General features: G+C 71.0%; 14 protein-coding genes. 3 read left to right on the forward strand and 11 right to left on the reverse strand.

Annotated features, from left to right (window positions below; genetic code table 11):
- Positions 1-38: 38 nt before the first annotated feature.
- From rpsS to rpsJ, 6 genes are read right to left on the reverse strand one after another with little or no spacing between them, the layout of a single operon-like run.
- Positions 39-320: a 30S ribosomal protein S19 gene (gene rpsS, locus A3Q37_RS16235; protein WP_019765149.1), complete on the reverse strand. Its 282-nt coding sequence runs from the start codon at positions 318-320 to the stop codon at positions 39-41.
- Between the two features lie 12 nt (positions 321-332).
- On the reverse strand, positions 333-1169 hold the full coding sequence (gene rplB / locus A3Q37_RS16240; protein ID WP_003966957.1) for a 50S ribosomal protein L2: 837 nt from the start codon (positions 1167-1169) through the stop codon (positions 333-335).
- Positions 1170-1208: 39 nt separating this feature from the next.
- A complete protein-coding gene (rplW, locus tag A3Q37_RS16245) occupies positions 1209-1532 on the reverse strand; it encodes a 50S ribosomal protein L23 (RefSeq protein WP_003966958.1) in 324 nt (107 codons plus the stop codon).
- The gene (rplD, locus tag A3Q37_RS16250; RefSeq protein ID WP_006126885.1) at positions 1532-2182 is read right to left on the reverse strand and encodes a 50S ribosomal protein L4; all 651 of its coding nucleotides are present in this window, start codon (positions 2180-2182) and stop codon (positions 1532-1534) included. Before rplD ends, rplW begins: the two co-directional genes overlap by 1 nt.
- 4 nt (positions 2183-2186) lie before the next feature.
- Positions 2187-2831: a 50S ribosomal protein L3 gene (gene rplC / locus A3Q37_RS16255; protein WP_006126884.1), complete on the reverse strand. Its 645-nt coding sequence runs from the start codon at positions 2829-2831 to the stop codon at positions 2187-2189.
- Positions 2832-2845: 14 nt separating this feature from the next.
- On the reverse strand, positions 2846-3154 hold the full coding sequence (gene rpsJ / locus A3Q37_RS16260; protein ID WP_003948644.1) for a 30S ribosomal protein S10: 309 nt from the start codon (positions 3152-3154) through the stop codon (positions 2846-2848).
- 659 nt (positions 3155-3813) lie between these two features.
- Here rpsJ and A3Q37_RS16265 point away from each other — a divergent pair.
- Positions 3814-5844 (forward strand): PIG-L family deacetylase, encoded by a 2031-nt coding sequence (locus A3Q37_RS16265; protein ID WP_079137819.1) that lies wholly within the window; start codon positions 3814-3816, stop codon positions 5842-5844.
- A 147-nt stretch (positions 5845-5991) separates the two neighbouring features.
- Complete coding sequence (locus A3Q37_RS16270) at positions 5992-6717, forward strand: trypsin-like serine protease (RefSeq protein ID WP_065484981.1); 726 nt, start codon at positions 5992-5994, stop codon at positions 6715-6717.
- Between the two features lie 173 nt (positions 6718-6890).
- On the opposite strand, the gene A3Q37_RS16275 is transcribed toward A3Q37_RS16270, so the two are convergent.
- The 5 genes from A3Q37_RS16275 to A3Q37_RS16285 all read right to left on the reverse strand — a co-directional run bounded on the left by A3Q37_RS16275 (position 6891) and on the right by A3Q37_RS16285 (position 14639).
- A complete protein-coding gene (locus A3Q37_RS16275; RefSeq protein WP_065484983.1) occupies positions 6891-7091 on the reverse strand; it encodes a hypothetical protein in 201 nt (66 codons plus the stop codon).
- A 52-nt stretch (positions 7092-7143) separates the two neighbouring features.
- Positions 7144-7746 carry a response regulator transcription factor gene (locus A3Q37_RS16280; protein ID WP_065484985.1) on the reverse strand — a complete coding sequence of 201 codons (603 nt, stop codon included), beginning with the start codon at positions 7744-7746 and terminating at the stop codon, positions 7144-7146.
- Positions 7715-7966, reverse strand: a complete 252-nt coding sequence (locus A3Q37_RS36800) for a hypothetical protein (protein WP_141693572.1) — start codon at positions 7964-7966, stop codon at positions 7715-7717. Before A3Q37_RS36800 ends, A3Q37_RS16280 begins: the two co-directional genes overlap by 32 nt.
- Positions 7967-8156: 190 nt before the next feature.
- On the reverse strand, positions 8157-8366 hold the full coding sequence (locus tag A3Q37_RS36805) for a hypothetical protein (protein ID WP_141693573.1): 210 nt from the start codon (positions 8364-8366) through the stop codon (positions 8157-8159).
- 93 nt (positions 8367-8459) lie between these two features.
- Complete coding sequence (locus A3Q37_RS16285) at positions 8460-14639, reverse strand: DNRLRE domain-containing protein (RefSeq protein ID WP_255311835.1); 6180 nt, start codon at positions 14637-14639, stop codon at positions 8460-8462.
- Positions 14640-14882: 243 nt separating this feature from the next.
- Here A3Q37_RS16285 and A3Q37_RS16290 point away from each other — a divergent pair, with 243 nt between their 5' ends.
- Positions 14883-16055: a sensor histidine kinase gene (locus tag A3Q37_RS16290; protein ID WP_065484988.1), complete on the forward strand. Its 1173-nt coding sequence runs from the start codon at positions 14883-14885 to the stop codon at positions 16053-16055.
- Positions 16056-16083: the final 28 nt, after the last annotated feature.

Raw genomic sequence — 16083 nt, forward strand, 5'->3', positions numbered from 1 at the left:
TCCCTTCGGTGTAAGTCATAGTCGTTTCCACCCCGCGCTTAGCGGCGCTTCGACTTCCGGTCGTCCTTGACGTGGCCGCGGAAGGTGCGAGTCGGCGAGAACTCGCCGAGCTTGTGGCCGACCATCGACTCGGTGACGAACACCGGGACGTGGATCTTGCCGTTGTGCACCGCGATGGTGTGACCCAGCATGGCCGGGACGATCATCGAGCGACGGGACCAGGTCTTGATGACGTTCTTGGTGCCTGCCTCGTTCTGTACGTCCACCTTCTTGAGGAGGTGTCCGTCGACGAAGGGCCCCTTCTTGAGACTGCGCGGCATCTAAACCCGCTCCTAGCGCTTCTTGTTCGTCTTGCGGCGGCGGACGATGTACTTGTTGCTCGCCTTCTTGGGAGAACGAGTACGACCCTCCTTCTGACCCCACGGCGAGACCGGGTGACGACCACCGGAGGTCTTGCCTTCACCACCACCGTGCGGGTGGTCAACCGGGTTCATCGCGACACCGCGGACGGTCGGGCGGACGCCCTTCCAGCGCATGCGGCCGGCCTTGCCCCAGTTGATGTTCGACTGCTCGGCGTTGCCGACCTCACCGATCGTCGCGCGGCAGCGCGCGTCGACCAGGCGGATCTCACCCGACGGCATACGAAGGTGGGCCATGGTGCCCTCCTTCGCCAGCAGCTGCACGGAGGCACCCGCGGAACGGGCGAACTTCGCGCCGCCGCCGGGCCGCAGCTCGATGGCGTGGATGGTCGTACCGACCGGGATGTTGCGCAGCGCCAGGTTGTTACCGGGCTTGATGTCGGCGGTCGGACCGTTCTCGACACGGTCACCCTGCGACAGGCCACGGGGAGCGACGATGTAACGCTTCTCGCCGTCCGCGTAGTGCAGCAGCGCGATGCGCGCGGTGCGGTTCGGGTCGTACTCGATGTGCGCGACCTTGGCCGGCACGCCGTCCTTGTCGTGACGACGGAAGTCGATCACGCGGTAGGCGCGCTTGTGGCCACCACCCTGGTGGCGAACGGTCACACGACCGGCGTTGTTACGGCCGCCCTTGCTGTGCAGGGGGCGGACCAGCGACTTCTCCGGCGTGGACCGCGTGATCTCGACAAAGTCGGCGACGCTGGAGCCACGACGGCCCGGGGTCGTCGGCTTGTACTTGCGGATACCCATTTCTCAGTCCTCGTCCGATTCCGGACGACTCGAACTCCGTTAGGAGGTCGGGCCGCCGAAGATGTCGATACGGTCGCCCTCGGCGAGGGTCACGATGGCGCGCTTCGTGTCGGCGCGCTTGCCGAAACCGGTGCGGGTGCGCTTGCGCTTGCCCTGCCGGTTGATCGTGTTGACCCCGGTGACCTTGACCGAGAAGACCGCCTCGACGGCCTGCTTGATCTGGGTCTTGTTGGAGCCGGGCGCGACGATGAACGTGTACTTGTTCTCGTCGAGCAGCGCGTAGCTCTTCTCGGAGACCACGGGCTTGACGAGAACGTCACGCGGGTCCGAGTACGTCTTGCTGGTAACGGTCGCCTCGCTCATCAGGCGTCGCTCCCTTCGGTCTCAGCGGTCTGGGGGCCAGACACGAAGGACTCGAAAGCGGCCTGGGTGAAGACCACGTCGTCAGAGACGATCACGTCGTACGTGTTGAGCTGGCCCGGCTCCAGGATGTGCACCTGGGGCAGGTTGCGCGCGGACAGCCACGCGGCCTCGTCGGCGCGGTCGACGACCAGGAGCAGGTTCTGGCGCTCCGAGATCTTGCCGAGCAGCGACTTGGCGGCCTTCGTGGAGGCGGCACCCTCGACCACGCCGGTGACGACGTGGATACGGGAGTGACGGGCCCGGTCCGAGAGGGCACCGCGCAGGGCGGCGGCCTTCATCTTCTTCGGGGTCCGCTGCGAGTAGTCACGCGGCTGCGGGCCGTGGACGACGCCACCACCGGCGAACTGCGGGGCGCGGGTCGAACCCTGACGGGCGCGGCCGGTGCCCTTCTGGCGGTAAGGCTTCTTACCACCACCGCGGACTTCACCGCGGCGCTTGGTCTTGTGCGTGCCCTGACGGGCAGCCGCCAGCTGAGCGACAACGACCTGGTGGATCAGCGGAACGCTGGTCTTCGCGTCGAAGATCTCCGCGGGGAGCTCGACGGTACCGGCCTTGTCGCCTGCCGGCGAAAGGATGTCAATGGTGCTCATTACCTCAAGCCCCCTTGGCCGCGGTACGGACCAGGACGAGGCCGCCGTTCGGACCGGGGACCGCGCCCTTGATGAGGAGCAGACCCTTCTCCGCGTCAACCGCGTGGATGGTCAGGTTCTGGGTGGTGACGCGCTCGTTACCCATGCGGCCCGCCATGCGCATGCCCTTGAAGACACGCCCAGGGGTGGCGCAGCCACCGATGGAACCGGGGGAACGGTGCTTGCGCTGGGTGCCGTGCCCGGCGCCGAGGCCCTTGAAGTTGTGACGCTTCATGACACCGGCGAAGCCCTTGCCCTTGCTCTTGCCCGTGACGTCGACCTTGACGCCGGACTCGAACACAGCGGCGGTGACCTCCTGGCCCAGCGTGTACTCGCTGGCGTCAGGGGTGCGGAGCTCGACCAGGTGGCGGCGCGGGGTGACGTCGGCCTTGGCGAAGTGACCCTTGAGGGGCTTGTTCACCTTGCGCGGGTCGATCTCGCCGAAGGCGATCTGGACCGCTTCGTAGCCGTCGCTGTCGTTGGTGCGAACCTGCGTCACGACGCACGGACCGGCCTTGACGACGGTCACCGGGACAACCCGGTTGTTCTCGTCCCAGACCTGGGTCATGCCGAGCTTCTCGCCCAGGACGCCCTTGATGTTCTTGCTCATCTCGGCCCGTCCCCTCAGAGCTTGATCTCGATGTCGACGCCGGCCGGCAGGTCGAGACGCATCAGCGAGTCAACCGTCTTCGGCGTGGGGTCGAGGATGTCGATGAGGCGCTTGTGGGTGCGCATCTCGAAGTGCTCGCGAGAGTCCTTGTACTTGTGCGGCGACTTGATGACGCAGTACACGTTCTTCTCAGTGGGCAGCGGCACCGGGCCCGCGACCGACGCACCAGTGCGGGTCACCGTCTCGACGATCTTCTTCGCCGAGGAGTCGATGACCTCGTGGTCGTAGGCCTTGAGCCGGATGCGGATCTTCTGTCCCGCCATGGCTACTAGTAGTCCTGTCTCTCTGTTTAACGCTCTGGAACCCGGGGGTTCTCTGGACTCCCCCTCCGACCCACGCGGTCGGGCGTGTCGCATCCCCTCTACGAAAATCTCCCTGAGGAGATCCCAACCAAGGGGGTGCGGGCCCGAGGACCGCGGAACCGGGGGCGGAACACCCACCGGGTGCCTGGCCGGCGCCCTGCGTTGCTTCCCGGAAGATTCCCGTACGTCCGGCCCTACAGGGCCGACGAGTACTGTGGGACTCGCTTCCGGTCCTCCCGGCGGGAGGCGCGCAGCATTGACACTCAACCGAGCAACCTGGTCAGTGTGCCATACGGGGCGCGGGCCTGGCCAATCGAGTCGGGAATCCTACCCCGAGCGAGCGCGGACTCAAACGCAGGCGCGCATCCGGCGGCACGGGGATCCCCGCGGCCCTCCCCGGCGGCCCGCCCCGCCCCACGTGCGCAACCCCACTCCCCGCCCGGGCAACCCCTTCGCCCCGGTCTCCGTCTACTCCCCCGCAGGCGCGGCCCGACCGCCGCTGACCTGCGTGAAGAGCCAGGAGTGACGCAGGACAGGGCGGCCGTTCGCCCGCTGCGGGGGAAGCGGGAGCGGACGGGGTGCGCGGCGTGGTGGATCGATCTGTCCCGGGCCCGACACGGATGCCCCGGCGCACCCTGCTCCTCGCCGCCGGAGCGGCCGGCGCTGCCGCCGCCACCGCCGGGTGCGCCGTGCCCGCGCCCCGGCGGCGCGGGCCGGTGGCGGATCCGGCGCCCGGGCTGGCCATAGCGAGCACCCGGCGGGCCCTGGTCCTTCAGCTGCTGGCCCACCCGGACGACGACCTCTACTTCATGAACCCGGACACCCGTGAGGCCCTGGACGCCGGGACCCCGCTGGTCTGCGTGTATCTCACCGCGGGTGAGGCGGACGGCGTCAACAAGATCCCCGGCGCGCCCCGCCCGGCCCCCGACCGGGCCGCGTACTCCTCCTCCCGCCATCAGGGCCTGCGCCAGGCGTACGCCGAGCTGCTCGGGCTCGACCGGTTCACGCCCTGGGAGAAGTCAGTGGCGGCCCTGCACGGCGGTCACCGGGCCGAGGTCGACGTCCTGACCGACGGCGTCCGCCGGGTCGAGCTGGTCTTCCTCAACACCGCGATGCACACCGGGCGCGGCCGCCCCGGGCTGCCCAGTCTCTGGCGGGACCGCCGGCTCGTGCTGCGTACCGTCGTCGCCGACGGCTCACCGCTGGAGCGCGCTGGCTCGTACACGTACGAGTCGCTGACCGATGTCCTCACCGGGCTGCTGGAGCGGTACCGGCCGACCGTCGTGCACACCCTCGACCCGGATCCGGACCTCCAGTTCAGCAGCGAGTACGAGCGCCGCCGGGACAGCGAGCAGCGCGGGTACTCCGACCACGCCGACCACACCGCGGCCGGGTGCTTCGCCTGGGCCGCCCTGATCCGCTGGGTGGCGCGGGCGACGGGGCGCGGGGAGCCGGTGCCCGGGTTCGTCGTCGCCGCGTTCCGGGGGTACTACAACCGGCACTGGCCCAAGAACCTGCCGCCGGCCGTGCTGGAGCGCAAGGCCGCCCACCTCGTCCCGTACGGCGGCGCCCCCGACTGGGAGTGCGGCAACCCCTCCGGCTGCGGCGACTACAACGTGGGCGGCGACCGGCCGCTCACCAACCGCAAGGGGTGGGTGCGCTCCACCCACCACCGCTACCCGGGCCCCCGAGCCCAGGTCACCGCCGGGGCGGACGGCCGGCTCACCGCCTACGGGGTGCTCGGGCTGCGCGCCGTCCGGTGGCGCGAGAGCGCGCCCGGCAGCGGGGTCTGGGACGCGCCGGACGACCTCGGCGGCGGCCCGCTCGCCCCGGTGCTGGGCTCGGCGGCCACGGCGGACGGCCGCCGGCTGCTGTTCGGGCTGCGGTTCGCGGCGCTCGGCGGGCACGGCTCGGACAACGAACGCGAGATCGTGCTCCTGGAGCAGCGCTCCCCCGGCGGCCCCTTCCTCGCCTGGCGCGGCCTCGGCAACCCCGCGACGGGCCCCGACCACGGCCGCCGCATCGGAACCCCGGTCGCCGTCACCGCCCCGGACGGCCGCGTCCACCTCTTCGTACGGAACGCGGAGAAGGGCCTGAGCACCCGGGTGCGCGACGCGGTCACCGGCCGCTGGAGCGGCTGGCGGGACATGGGCGGCGGCGAGATCCAGGACGGGCTGACCGCGGTCGTGGACACGGCGGGGCGCGTCCACGTGTACGCGGCCGGGCACCATGCCGGGCACCACTGGACCCAGGACGCCCCGGACACCGACGTCACCGCCCGCACCCAGCTCAGCGGCTCCCCCGTGCCCGCGCACGCGCCCGGCGCACTCCCCGCGCCCGACGGGTCCGTGGAGCTGTACTACCGGCCCGCCGCGCGTGAACAGCTCGTGGCCGTACGCGCCGACGCCGCCCCCGCGCCCCGCTTCGGGGGGTACGGTCCGGTGAGCGCCGCCGCGTCGCCGGCCGGCCCGGTCCTGCTCGGCCGGACCGCGGAGGGCCGGATCCAGTTGCGTACCGCCGAGGGAACCGCCGTACGGTCGCGGGGCCCGGTCGCCCTGGACGGCGCCGCCCTCCACCTGGACGCGGCGGACGGCCGCCCGGTCGTCGTGGGCTTCGGCCCGGACGCGGCGCCCTGGCTCTGGCGCCCGTAGAAGAGGTCGCCTTCCCGCCAACTCCCGCCCCATAACGCCGCGTTATGGCCAAACGTTAGTACCCCGCCCTCGTCGCGCTCCGGCACCCTGTTGCCCACCATCCCCCACAGACACGCCTACCCAGCGTGTCGCGCGAAACGAGGCATCATGCGCATATCCCGGCTCATGCCCGCTGTCGCCGCAGCAGCGGCCTGCGTCCTCTCGCTCTTCGCACCGTCCGCGACGGCCGCGCCCGCGCCGCCGCTCCAGGACACCCCGCCGCCCACCACCCAGATCATCGGCGGCGGCCAGGCGACCAACGCCCCCTGGGCCGCCCGGCTCTTCTCGAACGGCAGAGAGACCTGTTCGGCGACGATCATCGCGCCGACCTGGATCCTCACCGCCAAGCACTGCGTCACCGGCGGCGGCCTGTCGTTCCGTATCGGCAGCCTGGACCAGCACAGCGGCGGTGTCGTCGCCAACGGCGTCCAGACCTACACCCACAGCGCGGACCTGGCGCTCGTCCGGCTGGACCGCTCGGTGCAGGCGACCTACTCCCGCCTCGGCTCGCCCGGCTCGGTGAGCGTCGGCCAGAGCGTCCAGGTCTGGGGCTGGGGCGCGACCTCGCAGTGCGGCTCGGAGGCGAACTGCCAGTCGCGCTACCTGAAGGTCGCCAATGTGACGGTCACCGGCGGCTGCGGTGACGCGTACGGCGGCTCGGCGATCTGCGCCCGCCGCGGCAACGGCATCACCGCGGGCGGCGACTCCGGCGGCCCGATGACCGCCAACGGCATCCAGGTCGGCGTCGCCTCCACCAGCGACCGCCAGACCACGACCGCGTACACGAACGTCACCGCGTACCGGTCCTGGATCCAGTCCATCGCGGGCGTCTGAGCCGGACCCGGCCCGAACGCCCCACCCGGGACGGCGGACACCTGACCGCTCCGCCGTCCCCCTGAACCGTAGGGCCCCCGTACCTCACCGCCCGAGGTACCGGGGCCCTACAGCCATGTACGGGCCCACGCGGGCAAGCCCCACGGACAGCACGGTGCCGGACGGTCCGGCCCTCACCTGCGGCCTCCGGTCCTGCGATCGGGGGCCAGGTACAGGCCCCAGAGAAACCGGAACCAGGCCATGGCCGCCCCGCCGCCGAGCCCGGCCAGGACGAGAGCGACGAGCGGGTTGTCCGCCCGCGGAACGGAGAGGAGCAGGAGGAAGAGGCCCGCGAGCGCCGCGGTCGCGAGGGTGGCTCGAAGCAGGCGGGACATGCGGGTCACCTCAAGACCGAAGGGGGCATGGGCACGACAGTGGGGCTGCGGTCTACAGCCAGCCCTGATGCGTGGCGATCCGGACGGCGTCGACGAGCGTACGGGCGTGGAGCTTGCCGACCGCCGATGAGAGCCGGTTGCGTACGGTGCCCACGCTGAGGAACAGGTCGGCGGCGATCTCCCGGGAGTGCGCGCCCCTCGCGGCGAGCCGCAGGGCCTCGGCCTCCCTGTCGGTGAGCGGACTCGGCCCCGACCGCTCCTCCCCGCGCATCCGGGGGTCGATGACCCGGCCGCCCGCGGCGATCCGCCGGACGGCGTCGGCGATCCGCGCGGGGGGCGTGCTCTTCAGCAGATATCCGGATGCCCCGGCGTCCAGCGCCCGGCGCAGATGGCCGGGGCGGTCGAGTGCGGTGAGCATCACCGTACGGCAGGAGGGCAGGGCCCGTACGAGCTGGTCGGCCACGGCTATCCCGTCCAGGCCGGGCAGATCGATGTCGAGGAGCGCCACATCCGGGCGCACCCGCTCCGCCTCGGCGAGCGCGGCGGGGCCGTCCGCCGCCTGGCCGGCCACCTCGATGCCGAGTTCGGCCGACAGGAGTGCCGTCAGACCGGACCGCACCACGTCATGGTCGTCGACCACCAGCACCCTGATCACAGATTCGATTATCGCCCACGGCCCGGGCGTTCACGGCGACGAGGACTCCCCGCCGTACGCACCACACCGCGACCAGGACTCCGAGCAGCGCGGGCAGGAAGTAGAGCAGCGTCCACGGTCCCCGGAGCACCGCGCACAGGACGGCGAGGGCGTACACCACCCCGGCGACCGCCCAGACAGCGGCCACTTCGGTTCTCTCGTGTTCGGTCCGTCCGCTCATGACCCCGTGATTCCCAGCTGAGTCGCGCCGTGACCGCCTTGTGGGCGGGCAGCGCGGATCGGTCGGAATCGATACCACCATGCGGTGCGGGCCGGGGGGAGTGAGATGTTCACGTCCGTCGCTGGTGATCCGATGTGCGGCGGGGTGGAAGTTCCCGTGGAACTTCCACCCCGCATTCAGTGGTTTCGGATCACTTCCGTTTGCCGGCTCCGGACCGGAACAAGTTTCTGATGAACAGGAACCAACCGATCGTCAGCACGGCCAGAAGTCCTCCTACAGCCGTGCGGAGAAGGGAACCGGACTCCGACTGAGCCGGAACGCGTGCGGTCAGCCCCAGCGCCACCACAGCGACGCAGGCGAGTATTGCCGTTGCCGCAACAGCTTTGAGCAGGCGGTTCATGAGGACCTCAGGTCTCGGAGAAGGACGACTGGACGAATGGCCGCGACGCGATGGGGCGGCAAGGCCTGTCGATGGTGCCGGCAGTCACAGCGTCTACCTCCAGCGCCAGTTGCCACGCCGTTTACCTCCGCCCCTGAAGAACCTGTAGCCGCTTCTGAAGGAACTCCCACCGATGCCCATCGTGACTGCACCGACCCCCGCGGCGCGCACATAGCCGCCGCGGCTGCGCTTCTTCACCGCGTAGCGGTACCCGACCGCACCACCGACCGCTCCTCCCAACCATGAGCAGCCTGACGCGTACGGGCCGCGCACAACGTATGCGCACGCGCCCGTGACGGCGATGCCCACGGCCCAGGAGATGATGGTCTGCTTGTTCTCGGACCATGTCTTCCTTGCGAAGCTCTTTGTGGCTTTCCAAGCACCCCTCCAGCTCGCCTTCCCGTCCAGGTCGAACCGGTTGAGGGGATCGGCATGCGCGTACTCGTAGGCGTTCAGGTTGCCCCCGTACACCGGGTCCACCGACAGGAAACGACCGGTGACCGGGTTGTACAGACGCACCCCCATGAGCGTGAGACCCGTCAGGGTCTCCGTGGCGCGCTGCTTGGCGCCGAGCCAGGTGTAGCGGGTGGCTTCCTGGCCCTCGCGGGGGTTGCCGTACTCGTCGCTGTCCAGGACGACCGGAGCCTTCTCCGGGTCCAGCGGGAGCTGGAGGGCCACGTCACCGTGGACGGTGGTGAGCTGGAGCACCGTGTCGCCGACCCTGGTCGTGGTGGCCGCGAGGTCGCCCGAGGCTGCCTCGACATTGCGGCTCAGCGCCCCGGTGCCGGTGTCCTCCTCGATCCAGCGCGGGTTGTCGCCGTCGCCGTCGTAGTGGTTGAGCTTGGAGCCGGTGCGGGTCCAGGTGGTGCCGGAGCCCGTCTCCACCGTCCAGGAGCGGAAGCGCAGTCCGGCGTCGAGCTGCCAGGTCTGGCGCTGGTCGCCGGCCGTCTGCCGGTGGACCAGGTCGTTGGCGTAGTAGCCGATGGTGCTGCCCGGCAGCGCGGTGGTGCGGCCGAAGGCGTCGTAGGTGTGGCCGGACCCGATGAGCCGGTCGGCGCTGTCGTAGGTGTAGGCGGTGGAGGTGGCTCCCGTGGAGGTGCAGTCGGCGCCGGGGGCGGCGGCCGACGTGGACAGGGCGGTGCGGTTGGTGCGCTTGTCGAAGGTGTAGGCGCGGCGGGTGCAGACCTCGCCGGCCGTGTCGTCGACACCGGTCAGCCGGCCGGCCCGGTCGTAGCGGTAGGTCTGGCTGGACCAGCCCTGGTGACCGGTGACCTGATCGTGGACGGACTGGCTGACCCGGTCGCTGAAGACGGTGGTGCCGTCGCTGTCGCGTGTGTAGACGCGCGAGGCGGTGGAGCCGGTGGTGTCCTCGGTGACGCTCAGCGTGTAGCCGCCGGGCAGCTTCTCGGAGGTGACGGAGCCGTCGGAGTCGTAGGTCGCGGAGAAGGCCCCGGCGACGGAGTCCGTGGTCCGCGTGGCCAGACCGCGCGGCTCGGCACTGTGGTCGTAGGTGTACGTCACGGTGGACGGGACCGAGTCGGTGACCTTGACCTTGCGGTCGAGCAGGTCGTACTCGGTCCTCGTGACACCGCCGTCGGCGTCGGTGTAGGAGATCAGGCGGCCGAGCTTGTCGTACGCCTTGGTGATCGTCCCGCCGGTGGGCGAGATGACCTTGGTGACCTGCCCGGTGGCCGCGTCGTACTCGGTGGTGGACTCCGGAACGGCTTGGCCGAGGCCCCCTGTCACCGTTTCGTAGATCTTGCGCCCGGCGGCGTCGTACGTCGTCGAGGTCGTCCGGGACACCCCGCCGACCTCGTCGGTGACGGTGGCCGGGTTGCCCCAGCGGTCGTACTCCGCGGTGGTGTTCACCAGCTTGTTCGGCTGGGCGCCACCACCGGTGATGTCACCGGCCGGTCCGGTCCAGCACACCCGGTCCGCCCACTCGGGACGCCCCTTGCACCAGCCGGTTCCGGTCGCCGACCAGTACTCCGTGATCCGGGTCGCGGCGTCGCTGCCCGTCCCTCCCGGCAGCACCTGGGAGGTGATCCGGCCCTGGCCGTCGTAGCCGGTCGTGGTGGTCAGGTCGAGACCGCCGGCGTCCTTGGTGGTGAGGGTCGGCAATCCCCTCACCCAGTCGTACTGGGTGGCCTCGACCCGCTTCTCCCCCATGGCCGAGTAGTAGTCGCGGACCCGGGCGCCGGTGACAGTCAGGGTGACCTGGTCCCTGACCGTGGCCGTGCCGTCGGTCGGGCGGCCCTCGTCGTACTCCTTCACCGTCCACGAACGGGCCGGGACCGAGGTGCCGGAGGCGACCAGGACGGTGCTGCCCTCCTTGAGGTCCTCGGTCAGGTCCACCCGGCGGATCGGGCCGAACTGCTCCAGTTCCCGCGTCCCGCGCTCGTCGTAGAAGGACGTGGTGGAGAGCAGCTGGGCCCGCTCGGCGGCCGAGCGGCCGACGATGCCGAGGTCGGTGAGGACGTCCTGCTCGTCCGCCGTGGCGCCGAGCGCCAGCGCCCGGTTGCCCGCGGTCAGCTCACGGACGGTGTTGCCGAAGCGGTCGTACTCGGTGGCCGAGATGTGGCCGCCGGGCGCGGCCGAGTTGACCGTACGGCCGGAGGCGTTGAGATAGGTCACCGTGGCGCGCCGGTATCCGCCGGACACCAGATTCTCGGCGTCGTGCGAGGCCGGGACGGCGTCGGCGGGGAAGACGGCGGTGGCGTCCGTGGGGTGGTCGAGCTGCCCCCAGGCCGCTACGGAAGCCGCACCCATGGCGTACGGCGCCTTGGCGCCGGTGAGCGGGACACCGTAGACGACGCTCGTGGTGGCGTTGCCCTCGACCGTCTCGGCCGTGCCCTGCTTGAGGGCCTGTCGCGAGGACTTCAGCAGCATCCCGTCGCCGGGGGCCGTACCGGCTCCGGCGTTGCCGTACGTGAAGGTGTACGGGAGTTGGCTCTGCTGCTGCATCCAGGTGACCCGGCCGCCGTGGTAGGCGTACTGGGTCTGGGACGCCTGGCTGAGGCGGGGGTCCCACTGCTGGCGCAGGCTGCCGTTGGAGTCGTAGCGGTAGGTCGCCACGGCGGTGGCCGTGGCGGCGGAGGCGCCGGGGCTGGTGGTCCAGACGCGGATCTCGCGGACCTGGCCGGTGAAGTCGCCGAACTGGGCGTTGGTCTCCGTGCCGGTGGCCGTGGTGGTGGTCGCGTAGATGAACTCCAGGACCTTGCAGCCCTTGGTCGCGGGCGTCGTTTCGCACGCGGCGGTGGTGGCGGCCGTGGTCGGGGCGATGATCCGCTTGGGGCGGGCGAGCTTCTTGCCGTCGACCGTGACGGTCTCGGAGATCACCTTGGTGGTGGAGTTGGCGATACCGTCGAAGAGTGTGGTGCTGACCTGCCAGGTGGTCGCCGTTGCGTCCGCCTTGGCGAAGGTGGTGACCGTTCCCTCGGTGTCGGAGAGCGTGAACGTGCCGCTCACACTGCCCTTGAGGGTCAGGTCCTCGGAACCGGGCTCCGGGATCCAGCCGTTCTTCGCCGCGTTCGCGGTGAAGTGGATCGCGTCGCCCTCCTCCAGCACCACGTCGACCGCGGTGTCGGAGATGCGCCGGACGTGGCTGTAGTCCGACTCGGTGGCCTCGGCGGCGGTGCCGGAGACCCACTCCTTGCCGAAGATCGCGGCCTGGCCCTCCTGGTCGGCGCCCCGGTTCGGGGTGCGCGAGGCGGCTGTGCGCGACACCGACAGGTCGAAGAGCGACACATCGGTCTCGGAGAGCGTGTAGTTGCCGGTCAGCAGGTTGACCGAGCCCGGGCCGACCTCGGTGGTGGCCGCGCCGTCCGCGTTGCGGTCCACGACCGCGGTCAGCGGCGCCGTGCTGTCGGCCGCGGAGTTCGGGCCGGTGAAGTCGGCCTTGAGCTGGATCGTGCCGTCCGGGTCGACCGTACTGGTGGCGTTCCACACCAGCGGGGCGTTGCGCCCGTTCGTCAGCGGGACGGGCCAGGCGCTCAGCGCGCTGCCGCCGGACGTGACGTCGCCGACCGGGATCCGTACCCAGGGGTCGGCCTCGGAGCGGCGCCAGGAGAAGGCGACGGCGGTGTACTTGCCGGCCTCGGCCTCGGCGACCAGCGGCAGCCGACGCGCGGTCCGCTCCCCCTCCGAGGGCTGGACGAAGCCGCCCGAGCCGGCGTGGAAGACGTACTCCAGCGCCTCGGACTTGTTGTCCGCCTTGTCGACGGAGCGCACCTGGAGGGTGTGGCTGCCGTTCTTCGGCGGAGTGACGGTGATCGCCTTGTTCGCGGCGGCGCCGCCGGTGACGACCTTGGTCCAGGTCACGCCGTCGAGGGACCACTCCAGCCAGTTGTGGTCGGAGCCGCCCGGCGGGGTCACCGTGAAGGTGCCCGGCTGCCCGGCGCCCTTGACCCACTGCCCGGTGGGGTAGTCGGTGGAGACGATCCTCGTGGGCGCGGAGGGGGCCCTGGTGTCGACCGTGAAGGTCTTCCACTCCGACCAGCCGGTGTTGTAGTGCGTGCCGTCGTAGGGGTTCGTACGGAACTTGTACGTCTTGCCCTCGGCCAGCAGCCCCGCCGGTACGGTCACCGACGCGGCCTGCCCGGACGCGACGTACTTCGACACGATCGGCGAGCCGACCTGCGTGTTCGTGGCGTTGTCGAAGATCTGGAAGGTGCCGTTGACCTTGTCACCGTCGGCGTCGACGAAGGTGTCGCGCAGCGTCGGCGTCAGGGTGTTGACCATGTAGGCGCCGGAGTAGGAGAAGAACGGCGGTCCCGCCTCCTGCTTGGTGCCGGTACGCGGCCGGAAGTTGTACGTCACCGACAGCTTCGGCGGGTTCTTCGCGGCGTTGGCGGAGTTCACCCGCTTCCACTGCGCGACCGTGGTCTCGCTCTTGGCCCGGATGCCGAGGTGCCCGCGGGTGGCCTTGGCTCCGGCCCACTCCTGGGCCAGCGTGGTCACGTTCGCGTTGATCCAGCCGTCCGGCTGGCCGGTGCAGGCGGTGTTGCCGCGCGTCTCGGTGGACTCCGCCTTCAGCGCGGTCATCGTCGGCCGGTTGGTCCACCGGCTGGCCGTCGTCGCGGCCGGCGAGGACCAGACCTGCCACGGCTGGGCAGCACAGGTGGTGTTGGCCGAGTGGAAGTTCCACAGGCTCAGCTTGGCGCTGGAGACCAGGGCGTCGGCGATCGGCGCGGTGTTCCAGGTGATGAAGGACTGGGCGGTACGGGGCGTGCCGTTCGCGTTCGTCGTACCGGGGTTGCCGAAGTCCAGCTCTACATCGGTGGACCAGTCACGGGTCTCGCCCTGCTGGACGTACGTGTCGAAGACGTTCGACAGCGACGAGGTCGACGGGTCGACCGTCACCGGGTACTTCGTCTCCGGGTCGGCGAGAAATTCCGCGTCCGGGGTGACGACCAGGTCGACGGCGGCCTTCCGGGGCACCACCTTCATCGCCACCGGCACCCGGCGGGTGTGCTCGCCGGAGACCTTGTCGACGGTGGCGTCCCACATCACCGGCGCGGGCATCACAGCGCGTTTGCCGTTCTTCCGGTCGGTGAACAGCACGCTGCCGTCAGGCTGTTCCTTCGCGGTGAGGCCCTTGGCCTTGAGCGGCAGGGTGTACGAGTAGCCCTCGGCCGGACGCTTCTTGATCTCGACGTACTGCTCGAAGCCCGTACGGGTCGACTCGACGACGACGTCCGCGCCCGGCAGCGCCTCAGGGTAGGTGGCACGCGTCCCGTCCAGCTCGGGCGCGGGCAGTCCGCCCTTCCACTGGAGCGTGATCCGCTCGTCGCCCTCGCCGAGGGTGACCAGGTCGCGAGCGGGGGCGCGGTCCGCCTCGCGCACCGAGCGCGGCAGCGCGCCGCCCTTGCCCGCCAGGCTCAGGCCGTTCGGGTGGGCCTTGGCCTCGACGCCGCCGCCGGCCGTCTCCCGGAGTTCGACGTCGACGTCCGTCCAGGCGCCGTTCTCCTCGAAGCGGACCGGACCGGCCGTCAGCTCGGTGGTGAGCGAACCGTCCTTGTTCACCCAGGTCGTGGAGGTCTCGGTGCGCTCGGACAGCGCCTCGACCCGCCTGCCGTACAGTTTGGCGGCCACCTTCGCCGAGAGGACGTCCGCGGCTTCGCGGGGCCCCTCGGGTACCGGCTTCTCCTCGACCGGCGCCTTGGCCGCCTGCTGGGTGAGGGCCACGGCCTGGCCGCTCTCGGTCAGCAGCGCCATCTCCACCGCGAGCACCATGGCCGCGCCGAGGGCGATCTGCGGCAGAAGCCGTCTTCGCCGTTGCAGGGCCAACGATGAGCCCTCCCACCCGGAGGCGGGAGGTATGTGCTCCGACACGTCGGACAACTCTCTGTTGTAGTGGGCACGAAACAGAGGCGATCAAAGCAGGGGGAACCGTGGTGAAGAAGTGAAGCTTTCACGAAGTCGGACGCACGGGCTTTCCCGCTGTCGGGCACGCGGACCGGAAGGGGGAAGGTAGGCATGCGGCGTCCGGTACGCCTCAAGGAAGCCGCGCCCCAGGGCACCAAAGTGGCCGTCGGAGCGCTCGTCGTCCTGGTGGTCGGCTCGCTCGCGCTCGTCGCCCTGGACGTGGCGGCCTCGCCGCTCGGCAGGCGCACGGTGGTCGCCGGTCTGACCGTGCTGGTGCTGATGCCCGCGCTCATGCTGGGCCAGTACGCGCCACCTCCGTACCGGCTGCCCTACCGCTGGCGATGGGGACTCCTGCTCGTCCAGGCGGTGCTGACCTACCTCCCGCTGCTGCTCTTCAACCACCGGTGGCTGAGCCTGCTGGGCTTCCTCGCCGGGGCCGTCCTGCTGACCCTGCCGCCGAACACCTCCGTACCGCTCGCCCTGGCGGTCGGGGCCAGCGGGCCCTTGCTGGTCGCCAGCGGGCTGATCGCCACCAACCGCAGCCCGCTCAGCGTCATGCTCGGTACGGCGATCACCGCGAGCACCGTCTTCGCCGTGGCCCACCTGGCGCTGCTCGCGGCCCGGCTGCACAGCAGCAGGGAACACGCGGCACATCTGGCCGAGCAGCGGGAGCGGGCGCGGATGCGGCAGGACCTGCACGATCTGGTCGGGTCGTCGCTCGCGGCGATCACGCTCCAGGGCGAGGCGGCGCTGCGCGGCGGCGGCCCGGCGGCCGGTCCCGGGCAGGAGCGGGCCGCCCTGACCGAGATCGTCGCCCTGTCGCGGCGGCTCCACGACGACGTACGTTCCATCAGCCGGCCGGACGGCGGCGGCCTCTCGCTCTCCGAGGAGCTCGCGCACGCACAGCGGGTCCTCACCGCGTCCGGCGTGGAGGTGCGGACCGTGCTGCCGCCCCGGCCCGAGGCCGCGCCGGCGGTCGTGGGCTGCCTGCGCTTCGTCCTGCGCGAGGCCGTCGGCAACGTACTCCAGCACAGCCGGGCCACGCACTGCTCGATCACCCTGCGCACGGACGGGACGGCGGTCCGGCTGACGGTCCGCAACGACGGCGCCGAGGCCGCTCCGCCGGTGCCCGGGAGGCAGGGCACGGGGCTGGCGGGGCTCAGCGGACGGGTCCTGGCGCTGGGCGGGGAGTTCACCGCCGGAGCCGAGGACGGGACGTTCACCCTGACCGCGACCGTGCCGCGGGCGGGGGCGGGGGCGGGGGCTCTCGTGCCGCGCCCGTAGGCGTACGGACCCGCGAACCCGCCTCCGT

It is taken from the genome of Streptomyces sp. PTY087I2 (assembly GCF_001687325.1).
Taxonomy (GTDB): Bacteria; Actinomycetota; Actinomycetes; order Streptomycetales; family Streptomycetaceae; genus Streptomyces.